Source organism: Ligilactobacillus pobuzihii E100301 = KCTC 13174, assembly GCF_000349725.1.
GTDB lineage: Bacteria > Bacillota > Bacilli > Lactobacillales > Lactobacillaceae > Ligilactobacillus > Ligilactobacillus pobuzihii.
On the sequence record NZ_KB714693.1, the window covers coordinates 39,503 to 56,358 of the forward strand.

Consider the following 16,856-nt stretch of genomic DNA (forward strand, 5'->3'; position numbering starts at 1 on the left):
TTTATCAAAACTAAATCTATCCCTTGTTCAACATTTACTTGTAAGTTAGATAAAATCATCATCCCATCAATTCAATAAGACAGATAATTATCAAAATCACCGTTTTTAAGGGTGATCCAGTAACTTCCAAAAAAGACATCAAAAAACGTTATGACACAGCTTGTTCACATGTCATAGCGTTTTTTATTCAACTATATATGTTGTAATGTTCCATCCTTAATTTGACTGGTGACCACCTTTTTCAAAGCTCGTTTATTGATTTTACCTGTTCCATTCAAGGGAAATTCCTTAGTAAAATAATAAAACTTAGGGATTTTATACTTCGTCAAAAAGCGCAGCGCGTAGTCACTAAGATCTTTGACTAATTCAGTCGTCTCTCTAGGACATTTGTCCTTTAAGATCACCGCTGCAGCAACCGATTCCCCCCAGCGGTCATTAGGGAATGGGACGACACACACATTTCTTACAGCTGGATGAGCATGCAAAACATTTTCGACTTCAGACGGAAAGACATTTTCTCCTCCAGTAATTATCATATCTTTTTTACGGTCAACGATAAAATAGTCCCCATCTTCATCTTCATAGGCTAAATCACCTGTTCTAACATATTCCCCTGCGAATGATTCGAGTGAAGCTTTAGTATTATTCCAATAACCAATAAAACCATGTTCACCCGCGATTTGTAACTCACCTACTTCTCCTTGTTTGACTTCAACGCCGTCATCACCAATTAGTCGTACTTTTGCGAACATAAATGGTTTACCAACGGACGTAGGTTTATTTGTAACAGTTGTTTTACTCTTATTAAAATTATTAGGTCCAACTTCGGTTATACCATAAGAATTTTGAATGTATAAACCTTTCTCTTCGAAAGCCTGTTCAACTTTCTGGGACGGTGGTGCCCCACCAGAAATAAGCTGTTTGACTGATGATAAGGCCTCATAGTCGATCATACCTCTTTGCCAGAGATCATAATACATAGTAGGAACCATGAAGACCCTCGTTGGACGATATTTCGACATATTTTCTGTAGTTAACTGAGCTTCATAAGTCGGTTGTAAAATAACTGTTCCACCAACCAACAACAATGGGACCGTAAAACAAAATAATCCTGCTGAATGAAACATCGGTCCAATCGTGATAGTTGAATCTTGCGCAGTCAACTTCCAATTTGAAATGGTAAAGAATGCGTTATGAATTATCCCACTATGGCTTAGTAAAGTTCCCTTAGGAGCACCCGTCGTGCCGCTTGTGTAGATCATGACAGCTGGTTCATCTTTTTTCACATAGTTAACTTTTAAGTGTGCAAATTCTTTCTGCGAAAAAACATCTTCATAAGCTACCTGATGCACATCTCGTAGTTGATATTTATCACCAATATAAACCACTTCTTCTTTAACACGTAAACTTTCATCATAAAAAATAATTGTTGGATCACAGTCAGACAAAATATCATTTAATTCCATCAATGATAACCGCCAGTTAAGTGGTACAAAAATTGCACCGATTTTACTGGTTGCAAAAAAGAGATCTAGGTGACTAATATCATTTTTTGCAAATAAAGCAACTCGGTCTCCTACACCCACCCCATGTTGTTGCAAATAAGCAGCCAGTTTTCTTGCACGTTGATTTAAGTCAGTAAAAGTCCACTTTCTATCAGTCAACGAATCGATCACTGCGACTTTTTGGGGATCGATCTGTGCTCTTTTCTGTAACCAGTCAATATCCACTTTAATTGCCCCCTTAGGCTAAACAAGTTTTAAATCATGCTATCTTTTTGACTTTGATAAAAAAACAAATTGTTGTTCCTTTTTATGTGCAACAGTATATCTGTTCAGTAACAGGAGAAAAGTTCCTGGGTAACCATTGCTTAAACTTATCCATCCATTACAGTCTCTATATGGAAATACCATATACCAAGATTTTCTGTCCTGTTATTTATATGTACCTAGAGCCCCAGTGACACTTGTCCCTGGAGTCTCTAGTCTAACTAAAATTACCACCAAGTTGCATTTAGTTAATTATTTACCTGCAGCGCTAAAGTCTGGTCTGTATCCACCGACTGACGCCTCCAAGCCGATTTTAGCTTCTGGGTCAGCAAACATTGGTTTTAACTGTGATAATTCATAATCAATACCTTCATCGATCGTCATATTTGTCTGTTTGTCGATAATTGCAGGAATAACTTTCACTGAGTGAGGTGATTTATGAGAAATAGTTTTAGCAACCTTTTGAATGAAAGCGTCGTCTACTCCATCAACCGATTCGCCCTTCAATGTTTTCTCAATATTTTCATCAGAGAATGCGATCACAATCTGTTGATACGTAGCAGGTGTTTCACGATCATGATACTTATCATTTTCTCCAGCTGCTTCTAATTGTCCAATTGCTTCATCAACTTCTGTTGGAGCCGTATACTTAGTTATAATACCTAAGTCATTTGCTTCTTTTGCACCAACTGTCTTACCGGTTAAGACAAAGTACTTAGCGATCTCTTTACCGACCTGTTTGTTAAAGCGAAGCATGCCACCGTAACCTGGGAAGATGCCTAAACCACTTTCGGGGAAGCCAAATGTACCCTTGTCTGTTGCGACGATCGCCTGAGCAGACAATGCTAATTCTGAACCACCACCCAATGATAAACCATCAAGAACTGCGATCGTTAACTTGCTTGAAGTTTCGATATCACGGAAGAGTTTATGTCCGTCACGTGTAAAGTCAACAATATTATCTAAAGTACCATTATTTACATTTTCCACGAAGAACTTCAGGTCAGCTCCGGCAACGAATGCTTTACCAGCACCCTTAAAGACGATCGTCTTAACGGCTGGATCTGCTTCAGCTTTATCAAAGGCCTTACGTAATTGACCAACAACCACGTAATTCAAAGCATTCATGGCTTCTGGGCGATTGATCGTAATTGTAACTTTATCGCCGACCTTGTCGTAATCAACATAACGGAATTCAAATGGTTTTTTGGATGCGGCTTGGTCCTTCAACATTTTTACTTCTGGAAAACCAAGACGAGCTGCGGCCATTTCTTGTGTCCATTTGTAGACATTTTCGACTCCAAATTCATTAGCCAATTGGAAAGGCCCTAAGCGCCATTTCAAGCCAACAATCGCACCACGATTAATATCTTCGACTGTTGCGCCACCCTCATCAACTAATTTAGCAGCTGCACCGATCGATGTTGCCAACAATCGATGAGCAACCTCGTCGAATTTTGTACGGTCAACGTCCCCGTCTTCAACGTCCCACAAATTACCTTCTTCAACCTTGTCAACCAGTGTTTGTGGTGCTTTGTAAAATGGACTTAATTCCCGTTCAAACGATTCAGCTGAGTGCAATGCGATCGGAATACCCGTGGCATTCATCAAGGCAAAAGGCCCCATACCGATTTGGAATGCTTCTTCAGCAGCTTTGTCAATTGTTGCCTTGTTAGCAATACCTTCTTCATAGATCTTAACGCCTTCTGTTAACCATGGAACAAAGAAACGATTAACTGCAAATCCGGGGGAGTCCTTAACAAAAATTGCTGTCTTACCAGTTAAATCTGCGAATTTCTTAGCGATTTGGATCGTTTCATCTGTTGTTCCATCATGAGCAATGATCTCAAGCAAACGGTTCTTAGCTGGATGAAAGAAGTAATGAGTCCCCAAAACTTTCTCTGGCCGATTTGTTGCTTTTGCAATGTCACGAACATACAAACTTGAAGTGTTTGAACCCAAGATAGTTTCTGGTTTGCAGATCGCATCAAGTTTTTTCATGACGTCTTGCTTAACTTTCAGGTCTTCGAACACAGCTTCAACAACAAAATCAACGTCTTTAATTGCTGAATAATCTGTCGCCAAATTTACGCGGCCTAATGTTTCATCAACGTATTTTTGTGTAAATACGCCACGTTTTACACCTTGATCAAGCATGTCTTTGATTTTCTTGTACCCTGAGTCAACTTGCTCTTGTGTTACATCAACGATCGTTACAGGAACACCTTCTTGTGCGATTTTTTGCGCAATACCGGATCCCATTGTACCTGCTCCAACAACTGCTGCTGTAAATTCTGCCATTGTTCATCTTCCTTTCTTGTTCAATAAATCTTTTATTTTCTTAAATTTCTCAATATATCAATATAATTTCTTAGGAGGAAAAGAGAGGTCCTCGTTTATCAGCTTAAAAACGATAGATAAAGTTAGGGTGTTGGTATGATAACTATATAAGCCAAAGCTTGTTTTGCTCACTTATCCCTTCCAGTATCCGTTTTCTAACAACATTGCAATTCCTTGACCACCGCCGATACATGCTGATGCGATTGCATAGTGTACATCTGGACGGTTCTTGAATTCATACAAGACTTCTGTCAAGATCCTGGCACCACTCATACCTAATGGGTGTCCCATTGCTACAGCACCACCATGGGGATCAAAGTTGTTTTTATAATAATCTGAATCTGTTGAGATACCTAATTGCTTCAAGCAGCCTAAAGTTTGCGCTGAAAAAGCTTCGTTGATCTCTAATAAATCGATATCTTTTTGCAGATCCATCCCGCGACGTTCTAACAGATCTTGGATAGCCGCTACTGGTCCTAAGCCCATGTATTTTGGGTCGCACCCGGAAATTTGGTAATCAACCACCCGACCCATGATCTCAAGGCCCTCTTTTTTAGCAGTTGTTTCCGTTGTCATGATTTCGAAAGCAGCGCCATCATTCAAGCTTGACGCGTTACCAGCAGTAACTGAACCATCTTTTTCAAACACAGGTCTCAACTTGTTCAATTTTTCAATTGTTGTGTCTGGACGTGGATCACCATCTTTATCAACGACTGTAACTTTGCCTTTTCGTCCCTTAACTTCAACTGGGATGATCTCTTGTGCAAAGCGACCATTGTTTTGGGCTTCAACTGCGTTCATATTACTGCGGTAAGCGAACTTATCTTGTTCTTCGCGACTAATATCTAATAAATGGGCCACATTTTCAGCAGTATTACCCATGTGGTTGATACCCGAATCTTTACCCGAAGCTGTACGATGTCCTTCATCGTTAGCATCGATCAAGCGTTGATCCCCAGACTTCAAGCCGGCATAGCGCACTGATTCTGGCAAATAATAAGGTGCACGTGACAATGATTCTGCACCACCAGCAGCGATAAATTTCTTATTGCTAACTAAAAGTTCTAAAGCAGCTGAGACAGCTGATTGAATCCCGGAACCACAGATCCGGTTAACTGTCATACCTGTAGATGTCTTTGGTAAACCAGTATCGATCCCGATGATATTTCCCAAGTTATTGCTCGTCTGTGAACCAGTGACATGGCCTACGATAACTTCATCGATGTCTTCTGTTTTAACATTTGACCGTTTAATTGCTTCAGTTAAAGCTGTCACACCTAGTTCTTGTACAGGTACCGTTTTCAAGTCTCCCAAATATGAACCAACAGGAGTTCTTGCGGCACCAACAAATACGATATTATCTTCTTTTGCTTTTAACATTTTACTGATCCTTTCTTACTTTTCTTTTGCATTAATTTTGCTTTTACTCTTTAAACAAAAGCACCTGTGCCGGTATAATAACGGCCAATGATCAATGAATTGATCTCATTTGTTCCTTCGTATGTGTACATTGCTTCTATATCTGTGAAGAAGCGTACCACATCATATTCAAGTAAGATCCCATTACCACCACAAACTTCACGTGCCAGTTCGGAAGTTTCGCGAGCTTTCAGACCGTTGTGCATCTTTGCCATTGAAGAATTTTCTTCTAAATAGATCCCTTGCTCTTGTTCCTCAGCTAACCTAGCAGAGATCGCTAACGTTGACTGACAGTTCATTGCCATCTTAGCTAATTTTTCTTGGATCAACTGGAACTTAGACAATGGTCTACCGAACTGTTGTCTTTCACGTGTATATTTCAAAGCTGATTCAAATGCTCCAGCAGTTGCACCAGCTAATAACCAAGCAACATCGGAACGAGTATTCCGTAAGATGTGTGCTACATCTCTCCAGGAATTGACCTTTTGAGCACGGTCTGCCTCACTAACTTTTACATCTTTCATGATGATCTCAGCGTTCGGCATCATACGAAACAAACCTTTTTGTGGTTGAACAAATGTCTCGACTCCTTTTGTTTCACGTGGAACATAGAATAATTTAACTTGATCATCGTCAACATCACGAGCGAAGAACCCTAAGTATTCAACTACTGCTCCGCCACCGATCCACTTTTTATGACCGTTCAAGATCCACGTGTCGCCTTCACGTTTGGCTGTGGCTGAAACACCACCGGCAATATCGGAACCATGTTCTGGTTCTGTCATAGCCATTGCACCAGGATGTTCCCACGAACGAACACCAGGCATCAAGCGGGCAACCTGTTCATCACTTCCGCCCAAACGGACACATTCATGGAATAAACCGGCATTTTGTGTATAGAATGTTCCCACAACTGGGTCAGTTTTAGCTAAGGTATAAGCTCGGAAACCCCGGTATAATTCGGAAGTACTTTTATCTTCACGTCCTTTTGTCAATGAAGGGGCATCGATCAAATGTAGATCGTAGAGTTTTTGCATAGCATCTAATGGATACTGTGCTTTGTCCCAACCATCTGCCAAAAGTGGATGAATATCTTCTTGCAGCACTTTTTCTAATTCTTGCAACTTACTTTTTTCTGCTTGAGTCAATTTGTTAGAAAAACCGTAAAGGTCTGAGAAAAATAATCCGCGCTCTTCAAATTTTTGGTCTGCTTTTGATTCTTTCATGCTAGACATCCTTTCTTTATGGCTCATCCCAACTAGTGGGCTTACTATTTTGTTTTGGCATTAACGATATCAGCCAGCTTACCCCATTTTTCTTGGAAGATATCTGGGTTCATTTCAACTAAGTTTTTAGATACTTCTGGTTCGAATTCCATCTGGTCGATAATATCTTTTTGTAGATCGATACCAGGAGCGATCTCTATCAAACGTAAATGATTATCATGAAGATCAAAAACCCCGCGTTCTGTAACGTATAAAATATTCTGTCCCTTTTCAGTAGCGAATTCACCGGAGAAGGTCACCTGAGAAACATGCTTAACAAACTTCGGCATTTTTCCTTGTTTGTCGATAATGACCTTTCCATTTTCAACATGTGACTTACCACCAACAGTCAACGTCCCAACAAACACAATATTTTGTGTGTTTTGTGATATGTTGATAAAACCTCCAGGACCAGCAACTTGGTTACCAAACATTGAAACATTATCGTTACCCGCTTGATCGACTTCACCGATCCCTAGAACTGTTAGATCTAAGACGCCGCCGTCGTATAAGTCGAAGTGGTTGGCCATCGAGATCGATGCTTCAGCATTGTAAACAGCCCCAAAATCAAGTCCAGAAACTGGGCTACCACCCCAAACACCATTTTCAACTGTACTTGTAAACAAATCACCGATCCCTTCTTCTTGGGCAACGACTGGTACCAAGTCTGGTGTCCCAACTCCGACGTTGATTACTGTGTTGGCTTCTAATTCCATTGCAGCTCGACGCGCGATGATCTTCTTAGGTGAAAGTGGCAAAGGTTCCTTATCCTTGTCTAAAACCACTCGGATCTGGTTTGAAAGAGCTGGATCATAAACAACACCTTGTGTTTGCTTATGGTCTTCTTGTGGCGAAACCACGATATAATCGACGATCCCACCAGGAACAACAACTTCTTTTGGATCAAGTGAGCCATTTTCAACCAAGTGGGCAACCTGAGCGATCACGATCCCACCAGAGTTTTTAGCGGCTGAAGCGGCTTCTAAAAGCTCTAAAGTAGAAATTTCTTCTCTGATACTTAAGTTTCCATTTTCGTCTGCGTATGAACCGCGGATCAAAGCAACATCGACCTTCAAATCTGGGTAGCGTAAGTATTCTTTATCATCGATCTTAACTAACTCGATCAATTCTTCTTTAGTGATGGTTGTTGCTTTAGAACCATCTAAACGAGGATCAACGAAAGTTTTCAAACCAACCTGAGAAATAAGTGGTTTGTGTCCTGCGATCGAACGATACATTTGTGTGATCGCCCCTTGTGGCATCAAGTATGCTTCCACTGAGTTATCATTAACTCGTTTAACAGCTGCAGGAGAAGCCCCAACGTAGCCTGTGATGATCCGTTTGACTAAACCATCCTCACCGACCAACGGATCAGCACCTTGTCCATCTGTCCAGTTGCCTAAACCACATGACCACATAAATGTGATATCTCTAGGGTGACTTTGTTCCTGGAATCTCTTTTGGACCCCCTTGATCAAGTGCATTGGATAACCAGCCATTCCGATACTTTGAGCGGTAACTAAATCTCCGTCCTTGACTAAAGCGGCCGCCTGTTTTTGTGAGATCACTTTATTCTTACCCATTTTCGATAAGCCTCCTCTTGGAAAAATTTCCGTCAATGATCATCCCTATTGCTTTTTTATCTGATCTTTAACTATAGTTTATCTATAACCCCTTATAAAAGCATCGATATAAGCAATGAATGCGATTACATTTTTTGGTTAATTTGTAGGAAATTCCTATATTATCACCTTTTATCAGTGGACATTCATTGAAAAAATACTACAAATTATCCCATGATTCTATCAGCCATTACTTATTTTTTCTTTTGTAAACGCTTTTTTGGTATAATAAGCTTATTAGATAGACTGGTTAGCTACAAATACTCGTTAATTTAACCAAAATCATTAATAAAACTCATTTTAAGCCTTGAAACTCACAAAATATCACTACGTTAGTTTTATCCACTTTCCATCAAGCTTCTTGGCTTTCTAATTTAAAAGGAGATCATTATTTGAAACACACAGATCATACAATTAAAGAAGAAAAATTCATTACTTCCGTTACCAGACATATGAAAGAACTATCACACAAAGTCATGAAATTTGATACGCGCGATGAAATACTCCGCTATACTGCCCAAATGTTTGCCGATAACTTTAAGTGTGATCTGATCGCGATTGGTACCATCGTCAACGACCATATTCAATTGAGCAGTACTAACACCAAAGAATATGACCTCAGTGCTTTATTTCCCTATCCGTTAGCTAAGATCGATCCACTTTTTTTCGAAAAAAGTATGAATAGTAAGTCAAATGAATTTACACAAAGTACCCAAATTTCCCGGTATTTTCAACAAATCGGCTTTAAAAGTTGGTTTACCGTTCCACTGGTCGATGAAAAAAAGACCTTTGGCCTCTGTATTGTGGGCTACCGCGAACAAAATATTATATACGATGACTTACAAAGCCGTTTTGACGAAATGGGGCGTTTTATTGGTGTCGCACTAAACTTGATCACTCGTAATGAGGAAAAAGAAAGATCCTTATTCGAAATGCAACTACTTAGTTCTGACTTAGACTTACCGGCCATTATCAAAAATTTAGTCGAGAAAACCATTGTTTTTTGTGGACGTGAAACAAATTCAAGAACTGCTGCAATTTACTTATTTAATGAAACAAAAGACAAGTTGATACTTTACCAACCTGTTTACGGGATCAACGACAAAAAAAGCGTGATCCCGCTAGCCAAAGATAACTCGATCCATACTTACTTTCCAAATGTCGAAACGATTGGTTATACCTCAATGACTATTCCTTTAACTGTAGGGATCTCAATGATAGGTGTCTTATACGTCCAAAAAGAGATTGGTTATATCTATACTAGTAACGACCTTAACAACCTTAAAATGTATGCCAACTACTTTACCGTAATGTATGAAAACTCACAGTTGACAAATAAAGAACACAAACAAAAAGAAAATTTGCAGGAATTATTAAAGATCCAGCAAGCGATGCTCCATCAAACGATCCATTCTGAAAATTTCACTCAGATCAACAAGTCTTTTGGCAAATTATTTAATTCGAGCATTGTCTTATATGACCGCTATTTTAACTTGATCGATTACCATTTAAAAGAAGATGACCCGTTAACTCAAACACAACTAGTGGCTGCTGGAAAAAATTCTCACCAATTAAAAAACAAGGAACCAACCAACATTGCGATCACCGAAAAGCGCAACTTTAAATTACTCGAATTGACCGACGGGAGTGAATTACACGGTTATTTCGCCTTAGAAAATACAGACAATATCGACCCAGAATTATTTGACATCGTTCTAAGTATGGTGCGAAATATTTATTCGCTACAATTCATCAAAAAAGAAATTAAAACAACATCCATTGAAAACATTAAATCTGATTTAGTTTCACACTTATTCTCAGAACAAATCAAAGATCCACAAAAGCTAGCAACGGATGCCAGTGCCTTTAATTGGGACTTACATCGTCCCTACTATACAGCTATTTTCGCCTTACGTGAGCAACCCGAAGCTAAAGGGGCGGATCTACTAGAGATCCAAACTAAAAATAACGCCGCCTTTGCAGTAATGAAACAAATCATCAGCCGCTTATTACCCAGCGCGATCACAGCTATTTTTGAACAACAGTTACTCTTGTTTGTTCCAGAAAATTCCACTAATGAGACTAACTTTTGGCAGACTTTTTTCAAACGCATGCAACATATCAGTCAGCGTGAAGGATTTGAAAAAGAATTTGTGTTAGGGATCGGTGCATTATGTAACCATCCCAAAGATTATAATGAAGCCTATCAAAAGGCTGATAAAACCGTGAACGTTTTGTTAAAAGGTAAACTAGACATAAACTACGCGGCTTTTGACCAATTAGGGTCTTACACTGTTTTGAATACTTTTAAAGATGATCCGACTACCGAATTATTCGTACGTAAATATTTAAAAAAGCTCCATCTTGAATCACAAAATAGCCAAACCAACCTCTTTAAAACACTTGCAGTCTATTTAAACAATAATGGAAATGTGACCCAAACGGCCAAAGAGTTGTACTTGCACCGCAGTACTCTTGTTTACCGTTTAAATAAGATCCAAGGACTTTTAGAAATTGACATTAATGACGCTAATGAGCGTTTTAATTTACAATTAGCTTATAAAATGTCTGACCTCTATGATGACACGATCTTCGAATAATAATGTCCCAGCAAAAAGCTGTGCGATTCTAAAAGGGCCATCGATTTAACCCATTCAATGGGATAGATCGATGACCCTTAAACGTGTTCCAAAATATTGAAATCTTACTTCCTTCTACTTTAGTAGAAATGTAATTCGTATTTCTTTTTCTTACGATCTAGAAATGGTATCCTTCGACGTAAAAACGGATTCAACCAATAATCAAAACCAATTTTAAAACGATTAGGCCCAGCCAAGAGAATAATGATCCCCAAAAATAACAATAAAGGGTTAGTAGAAATTGAACCAGCTAACAAATAAATAAAATTCAACGCCAGACCAAAGAAATTGGCCAGCGTAGTCAACGTTCCTAACAACAAACCCAAACCGATCAATAATTCACCATATTGAACTAAGAAATTAAACAGTCCCATTTGTGGTTGAACAATTGTTTTAAGAAATGCCGTAAACCACGGATAGGCTTCATTTCCAAAATCATCTTTTACTGGGTGGTTGATTGCTTGCATAACAAAAGGTTTAGCTGTAAAGTTTCCCTTAAACTTGCTCAAACCTGCGATCAGCCATTCGATTGCCACAAACAGTCGGACTAGTGTTACGACTATCAAACCGCCCTTAGAATTTTTCAACCATTGTATCATCAAGAGCCCTCCAATATTATGTTTAAATAGTAACGCTACTTCACTTAATCTTATAGTACCTCATTTGCTTTTTTGACTAAACGCGGATTAACTAGTACTTCTGCCAAAATAACACAACCTACATTTGCGAAAGCAAATACTAAAAATACCCCTGCTGTACCTAATATATCCATCAAAATTGGGAAAATTAAACTGATCACGAAATTAACGATCCAAGTCGTAGCTGTCCCGATTGAATTAAAGGTCGATTTCACATGTTGTGGAAAAAGTTCTGACAATAACAACCACGTAACAGGACTAACTACTCCTTGTTGGATAGCTAAGAAAATCGCTAAGATGATCAAGACTAAAATATTGTTAGTTGTTTGAGAAAACATATCTGTTTTCATGACCACATTTAAGATAAACAAAGTCACACCATTTGAAATCAATCCAGCTACTAATAAATGCTGGTGGTGGACCTGGTCTAATAAACGACTTCCGACTAAAATAGCCAATGACGAAACTAGACCGATCAAAATATTACCGTAAAGTGAAGCACCAGACCCTAAACCGACTTTTTCTAGGATAACTGTACCATAATACATAACCGTGTTGATACCAGATGCTTGTTGAATAAAACCAACAGTAATCCCAGCAATGAGTAGGTAAAGCAAGTACTTATCTTTAAAAACACTGCTCCATTCAAATGAATCACCATTTTTAATTTCTTGACGTGCTTCAGTTATAGCTTCACGAATATCCAAACGTGGGAAATGCAAACGTCTGAAGGTTTTGACCGCTTTAGAACGGCTTTGGTTAAGTAACTGCCAAAAAGGGCTATTCGGTAGATCAAATGATAAAAGCCATAATAAAATTGCTGGAATTGCCGCTACAACCATCATAACACGCCAGATAGCATGCCAATCTCCAAAGATCGAGCCTAAAATAGCATTGACTGTGAATGCTGCTAACTGCCCTAACACGATCGCAATCGCATTTTTATTAACATTTTGAGCTTTAAGACGTTCCGGTGAAATTTCATTTAAATACAAAGGTGATAAACTTGAAGCCACACCCACTGATAGACCTAAAACAAAACGCGAACCAATCAACATTATTGGGTTAAACGACAAAGCACAAGCTAAGGTTGCAAGAGTGAAAATCACAGCGACCCACTGTAATAACTTCTTTCGGCCAATATGGTTAGCTAAATAACTATCCGACAATGCTCCGAAAGTACACCCTAAAACCAGTGAACTTGAAACTAAACCCTGTGCGGACGAAGATAAATCCAGCTGGTCTGGTAAGCTCAAAAATGACAACGCACCATTGATCACACCAGTATCATAGCCAAACAAAAATCCGCCTAGAGCAATAACATAAGAAGAATATCTTAAAAGCGAGCCACTAACTCGTTTTGAGCTACTATTTTCTCCCAACTCTTTCCTCTCCTTTTTGATTTAGCTAAAAAATTCTGAGCATTCTCAAAAAATAATCTGAGGACGCTCATTTTTCTGCAGCTAACTGTTACAAACCAAATATTTTTATACACTTCAAAAATAATTTTATTTGCCAAAGCTGTCAAGTAAAAGGGGCCCTAACGCCGTTAGTAAGCGGTTTACCATAAAAATAGACTGTTCTAGCAGCTTAAAAATTTTAAGCGCTCGTTACTTGTTGTTAACATATAAAGTATAATTAGATATAGCATATAAGAAAAACAAGGGGGTCATTAGTATGTTGATCAAAAACGTGCACATCAATAACCAAGCACAAGCACGAGACATTCGTATCACTGATGGTAAATTTAATCGTATTGCAGAAAATATCACGCCTAACGCCCAAGAAAAGGTGATCGATGGGAAAGAAAATGTTTTATTACCACCTTTTATCGATTCACACGTACACTTAGATACAACTTTAACTGCAGGTGAACCAGAATGGAACGAAAGCGGGACTTTGTTTGATGGGATCCGGATCTGGTCAGAAAGAAAGAAATCACTCACAAAAAAAGACGTCAAAGACCGTGCTAAAAAGACGATCTTAAAGCAAGTTAAAAATGGGGTTCAACATATACGAAGCCACGTTGACACCACCGATCCTCATTTAGTCGCAATGGAAGCTCTATTAGAACTTAAAGATGAGTTGAAAGATATTGTTGATTTACAGTTAGTCGCATTTCCGCAAGAAGGCATCCTGTCATATCCCAACGGTAAAGAATTACTAGAACAAGCAGTCAAGGAGGGCGCAGACGCGGTCGGTGGCGTACCTCATTATGAATTCAACCAACAATATGGTGCCGATTCAGTTAAATATTTAATTTCATTGGCTGAAAAATATGACAAACTCGTTGACGTGCACTGTGATGAGATCGATGATCCAAATTCGCGAAATCTTGAAGTGTTGGCCACACAGGCTTATGAAACAGGACTAAAAGACAGGGTGACAGCCAGCCATACCACAGCGATGGGCTCATATAATGATGCTTATACTTACAAACTATTTCGTTTATTGAAAATGGCAGGATTAAACTTCGTCTCTAATCCACTAGTTAACATGCATCTAGGCGGAAGATTCGACACCTACCCTAAACGTCGCGGATTAACACGGATCAAAGAATTAGACAAAGCTGGGATCAATGTGTCATTTGGTGAAGATGACGTGGCTGACCCGTGGAGCCCACTAGGCTGTGGTAATATGTTGGATCCCTTGTCGATGGGTGTTTATGCTGGTCAACTTATGGGTTACCAACAACTGCAAGATTCCTTTAACTTCGTGACTTACAATGGTGCTAAAACTCTGCATATCACAGATGATTATGGTATCGAAGTCGGTAAGTTCGCTAATTGCATTATCTTGGATGGCACAAACTTCTATGATATTTTAAACGAACATCGTAGCGTATTATTTAATATCCGTCATGGTAAAGTATTGATAGAAACTAAACCTGCAGAAACGACATTCAATTTCTAAAAAACAACACAAGTAATATTTAGCTGGGGACCATTCCCGAATATTACTTGTGTTGTTTTATATATATTTATTTTATCCTAACTCGAAAGGGACTGAGACAAAACTAATAATTCTGGATATAATACAGTTCTTGTTTTTATCCCAGTTTTTTTCACTTAGCGTTTATTTTGTCCAACCTTCCAAGAACTTTTCAGATACTAATTATACAAAATTAAACCTGAACTGCAATTTAAAAGAGATTATTGACAATTTAAGTTACACATCCTAAGCTAACTCCCGATTTAGTACAGGTTCTAGAACAACTTCAAATAAATTGTTCGTTAATTAGCATCAAAAAAGCCGCCCACTCCATCAAGGAGCAGACAGCTTGAGTTTAAGCTATACTAATTTCAATTAATTTGGTTTATCAGTACAGTACCACTTAACAAAAAATTATTTTTAAAGCTTGTGCTTAATATTCGCCCCAGTACTTAGACATTGTTTGTTTACCAACGCCTGGATTGAAACTGTTGGTTGGATCATTTTTCTTATAGTGGTTGACTAAGTCAGGTGATGCTAAGTATAAGTGCCCTACATTGTGCTCTGCCGGATAAACAGCGTGACGCTCATCCAAAATTTTTAGCATTTCTTCTTTTAGCTTATGTGCATCAACACCTGGTTTTAAAATATAATCCTGGTGCATGACGTGATCAAGTAAATGACCATAATAGATTTTGTACTCTATTTTATCTTCGATTTCCTTAGGCAAATGTTCAAACCATTTATATTCATTACTTGCCAATGCAATATCTAATGGCAAAATATCAATACTGTCCTGCTTTAATTCCTGATAACGAATAGCAACACCCGCTGTTACATAGCGGTGCGTTGCCGCCTTACTGGTCTCATTTGCATCAGCTTCAAAGTAGTCACCACTAGCCTTTGCGAAGTAAGACTTGAGGTATTCACGAGCTTCTTCAATTCCATTGCCGGCCATCTTTAATTGCAAATAATGGTCATACTTTTCATAATAGTCATCTAATCTTTTAGGCATTTGATTGGGGAATAAATGACTCAATGTTTGAAGTAAGCGATCTGGGAAATAATTTTTGAAAAATGGGATAGGCTTCAAGAAACGTTCGCCCCACGCTTTTAGCGCAAACAATTGTGGCAAGTGTCCTGTACCTATTTTTTCGATCACGACCAAAGAATCTTTACCATACTGCTTGGCTAATCTATAAGCATCTTTATGCATGTATTCACCAGAAACAGGTAATTCTTTGAAAGTTGTCATGATATGCCGACGTATATCTTCCAACTCGTCAGGATTGTTTGTTCCAATGTAAAACATTTGTGTTTTCTTATCCATTGGGAATGTATCTAATCTGACGGCAAGTGCGGCAACGTGACCAGAAGATCCAGATACTTCATACAATTCTTTAGGGTTAGAATTGTAGCGAATGGGTTTATCTGAATCAACATCACGCACAACTTTTTCATGTTGGTACATTGACCCATGACGTTTGGTAGCTGGAACTTGATTTACATCAAAATTACGGTTTTGCAAATTAGTAATAATTTCTTCAGGCGTTTCACCCAAATCAATACCTAAATGATTAACTAAGTGCATTTCGTCATTTTCATCGATCCACACATACAATGATAGCTCTGTATAAGCTGGGCCTCTTCTGATCAAAGCACCACCAGAATTGTTGTTAATGCCACCAATTACTGATGCACCTAAATTAGATGAGCCAATAACTGAATGTGGTTCTCGCTTGAGTGGCTTTAGTTTGTTTTCTAATTCAAACAGTGTCGTTCCAGGGAAAGCAAGTGCTTGTTTCCCATTATTGATCAACTGTAGATCTTTAATTTTCGATCCGCTTACGACAACTGCCGGCCGGTCATAACCGGGAGCTGGTGTGGATCCCTCTGTCAAGCTAGTGTTGGATGCCTGCATGATAATAATAATGTTGTTGTCATGCAAAACATTCAAAACACGCCACATTTCCATTAAAGTAGTTGGAAATACTACCGCTAGTGCATCCCCCTGACCTGAACGATATCCTTTTCGGAAACGTAAAGATTTTGCTTTGTTGGTAATGACATTTTTTTTACCAACAACAGTGACTAAGTCATCAACTAATTTCATATTAACTTCTCCCCCTCTATAACATTTCAATGACTATATTGTTATATGATACGCTTTTTTTATCATTTTGAGTAGTAAACAAACTCATGAAAAGTACTTAAAATCCAGGCCTCTAAAAAA

General features: G+C 38.6%; 10 protein-coding genes. 2 read left to right on the forward strand and 8 right to left on the reverse strand.

What is annotated here, in order from left to right:
* Positions 1-191: 191 nt before the first annotated feature.
* From LACPOB_RS0104325 to LACPOB_RS0104345, 5 genes are all read right to left on the reverse strand, one after another.
* The gene (locus LACPOB_RS0104325) at positions 192-1,730 is read right to left on the reverse strand and encodes a class I adenylate-forming enzyme family protein (protein ID WP_017867604.1); all 1,539 of its coding nucleotides are present in this window, start codon (positions 1,728-1,730) and stop codon (positions 192-194) included.
* A 291-nt stretch (positions 1,731-2,021) separates the two neighbouring features.
* Entirely contained in the window at positions 2,022-4,070 is a 2,049-nt protein-coding gene (locus tag LACPOB_RS0104330) for a 3-hydroxyacyl-CoA dehydrogenase/enoyl-CoA hydratase family protein (protein ID WP_017867605.1), read from the reverse strand.
* Positions 4,071-4,241: 171 nt separating this feature from the next.
* Entirely contained in the window at positions 4,242-5,489 is a 1,248-nt protein-coding gene (locus LACPOB_RS0104335) for a thiolase family protein (protein ID WP_017867606.1), read from the reverse strand.
* A gap of 50 nt (positions 5,490-5,539) precedes the next feature.
* Positions 5,540-6,754 (reverse strand): acyl-CoA dehydrogenase family protein, encoded by a 1,215-nt coding sequence (locus LACPOB_RS0104340; RefSeq protein ID WP_017867607.1) that lies wholly within the window; start codon positions 6,752-6,754, stop codon positions 5,540-5,542.
* A gap of 44 nt (positions 6,755-6,798) precedes the next feature.
* The gene (locus LACPOB_RS0104345; RefSeq protein ID WP_017867608.1) at positions 6,799-8,376 is read right to left on the reverse strand and encodes an acyl CoA:acetate/3-ketoacid CoA transferase; all 1,578 of its coding nucleotides are present in this window, start codon (positions 8,374-8,376) and stop codon (positions 6,799-6,801) included.
* Positions 8,377-8,807: 431 nt separating this feature from the next.
* Here LACPOB_RS0104345 and LACPOB_RS0104350 point away from each other — a divergent pair, with 431 nt between their 5' ends.
* Positions 8,808-11,015: a helix-turn-helix domain-containing protein gene (locus LACPOB_RS0104350; protein ID WP_017867609.1), complete on the forward strand. Its 2,208-nt coding sequence runs from the start codon at positions 8,808-8,810 to the stop codon at positions 11,013-11,015.
* Between the two features lie 119 nt (positions 11,016-11,134).
* Here the strand turns inward: LACPOB_RS0104350 and LACPOB_RS0104355 are convergent, their stop codons facing one another.
* Both LACPOB_RS0104355 and LACPOB_RS0104360 read right to left on the reverse strand, forming a co-directional pair.
* Positions 11,135-11,653, reverse strand: a complete 519-nt coding sequence (locus tag LACPOB_RS0104355) for a DoxX family membrane protein (RefSeq protein WP_017867610.1) — start codon at positions 11,651-11,653, stop codon at positions 11,135-11,137.
* 50 nt (positions 11,654-11,703) lie between these two features.
* A complete protein-coding gene (locus tag LACPOB_RS0104360; RefSeq protein WP_017867611.1) occupies positions 11,704-13,074 on the reverse strand; it encodes a sugar porter family MFS transporter in 1,371 nt (456 codons plus the stop codon).
* A gap of 295 nt (positions 13,075-13,369) precedes the next feature.
* On the opposite strand from LACPOB_RS0104360, the gene codA reads away from it, so the two are divergent.
* The gene (codA, locus tag LACPOB_RS0104365) at positions 13,370-14,605 is read left to right on the forward strand and encodes a cytosine deaminase (RefSeq protein ID WP_017867612.1); all 1,236 of its coding nucleotides are present in this window, start codon (positions 13,370-13,372) and stop codon (positions 14,603-14,605) included.
* A gap of 451 nt (positions 14,606-15,056) precedes the next feature.
* Here codA and dld read toward each other — a convergent pair whose 3' ends face one another.
* Positions 15,057-16,736, reverse strand: a complete 1,680-nt coding sequence (dld, locus tag LACPOB_RS0104370) for a D-lactate dehydrogenase (RefSeq protein ID WP_017867613.1) — start codon at positions 16,734-16,736, stop codon at positions 15,057-15,059.
* Between the last annotated feature and the right edge of the window lie 120 nt (positions 16,737-16,856).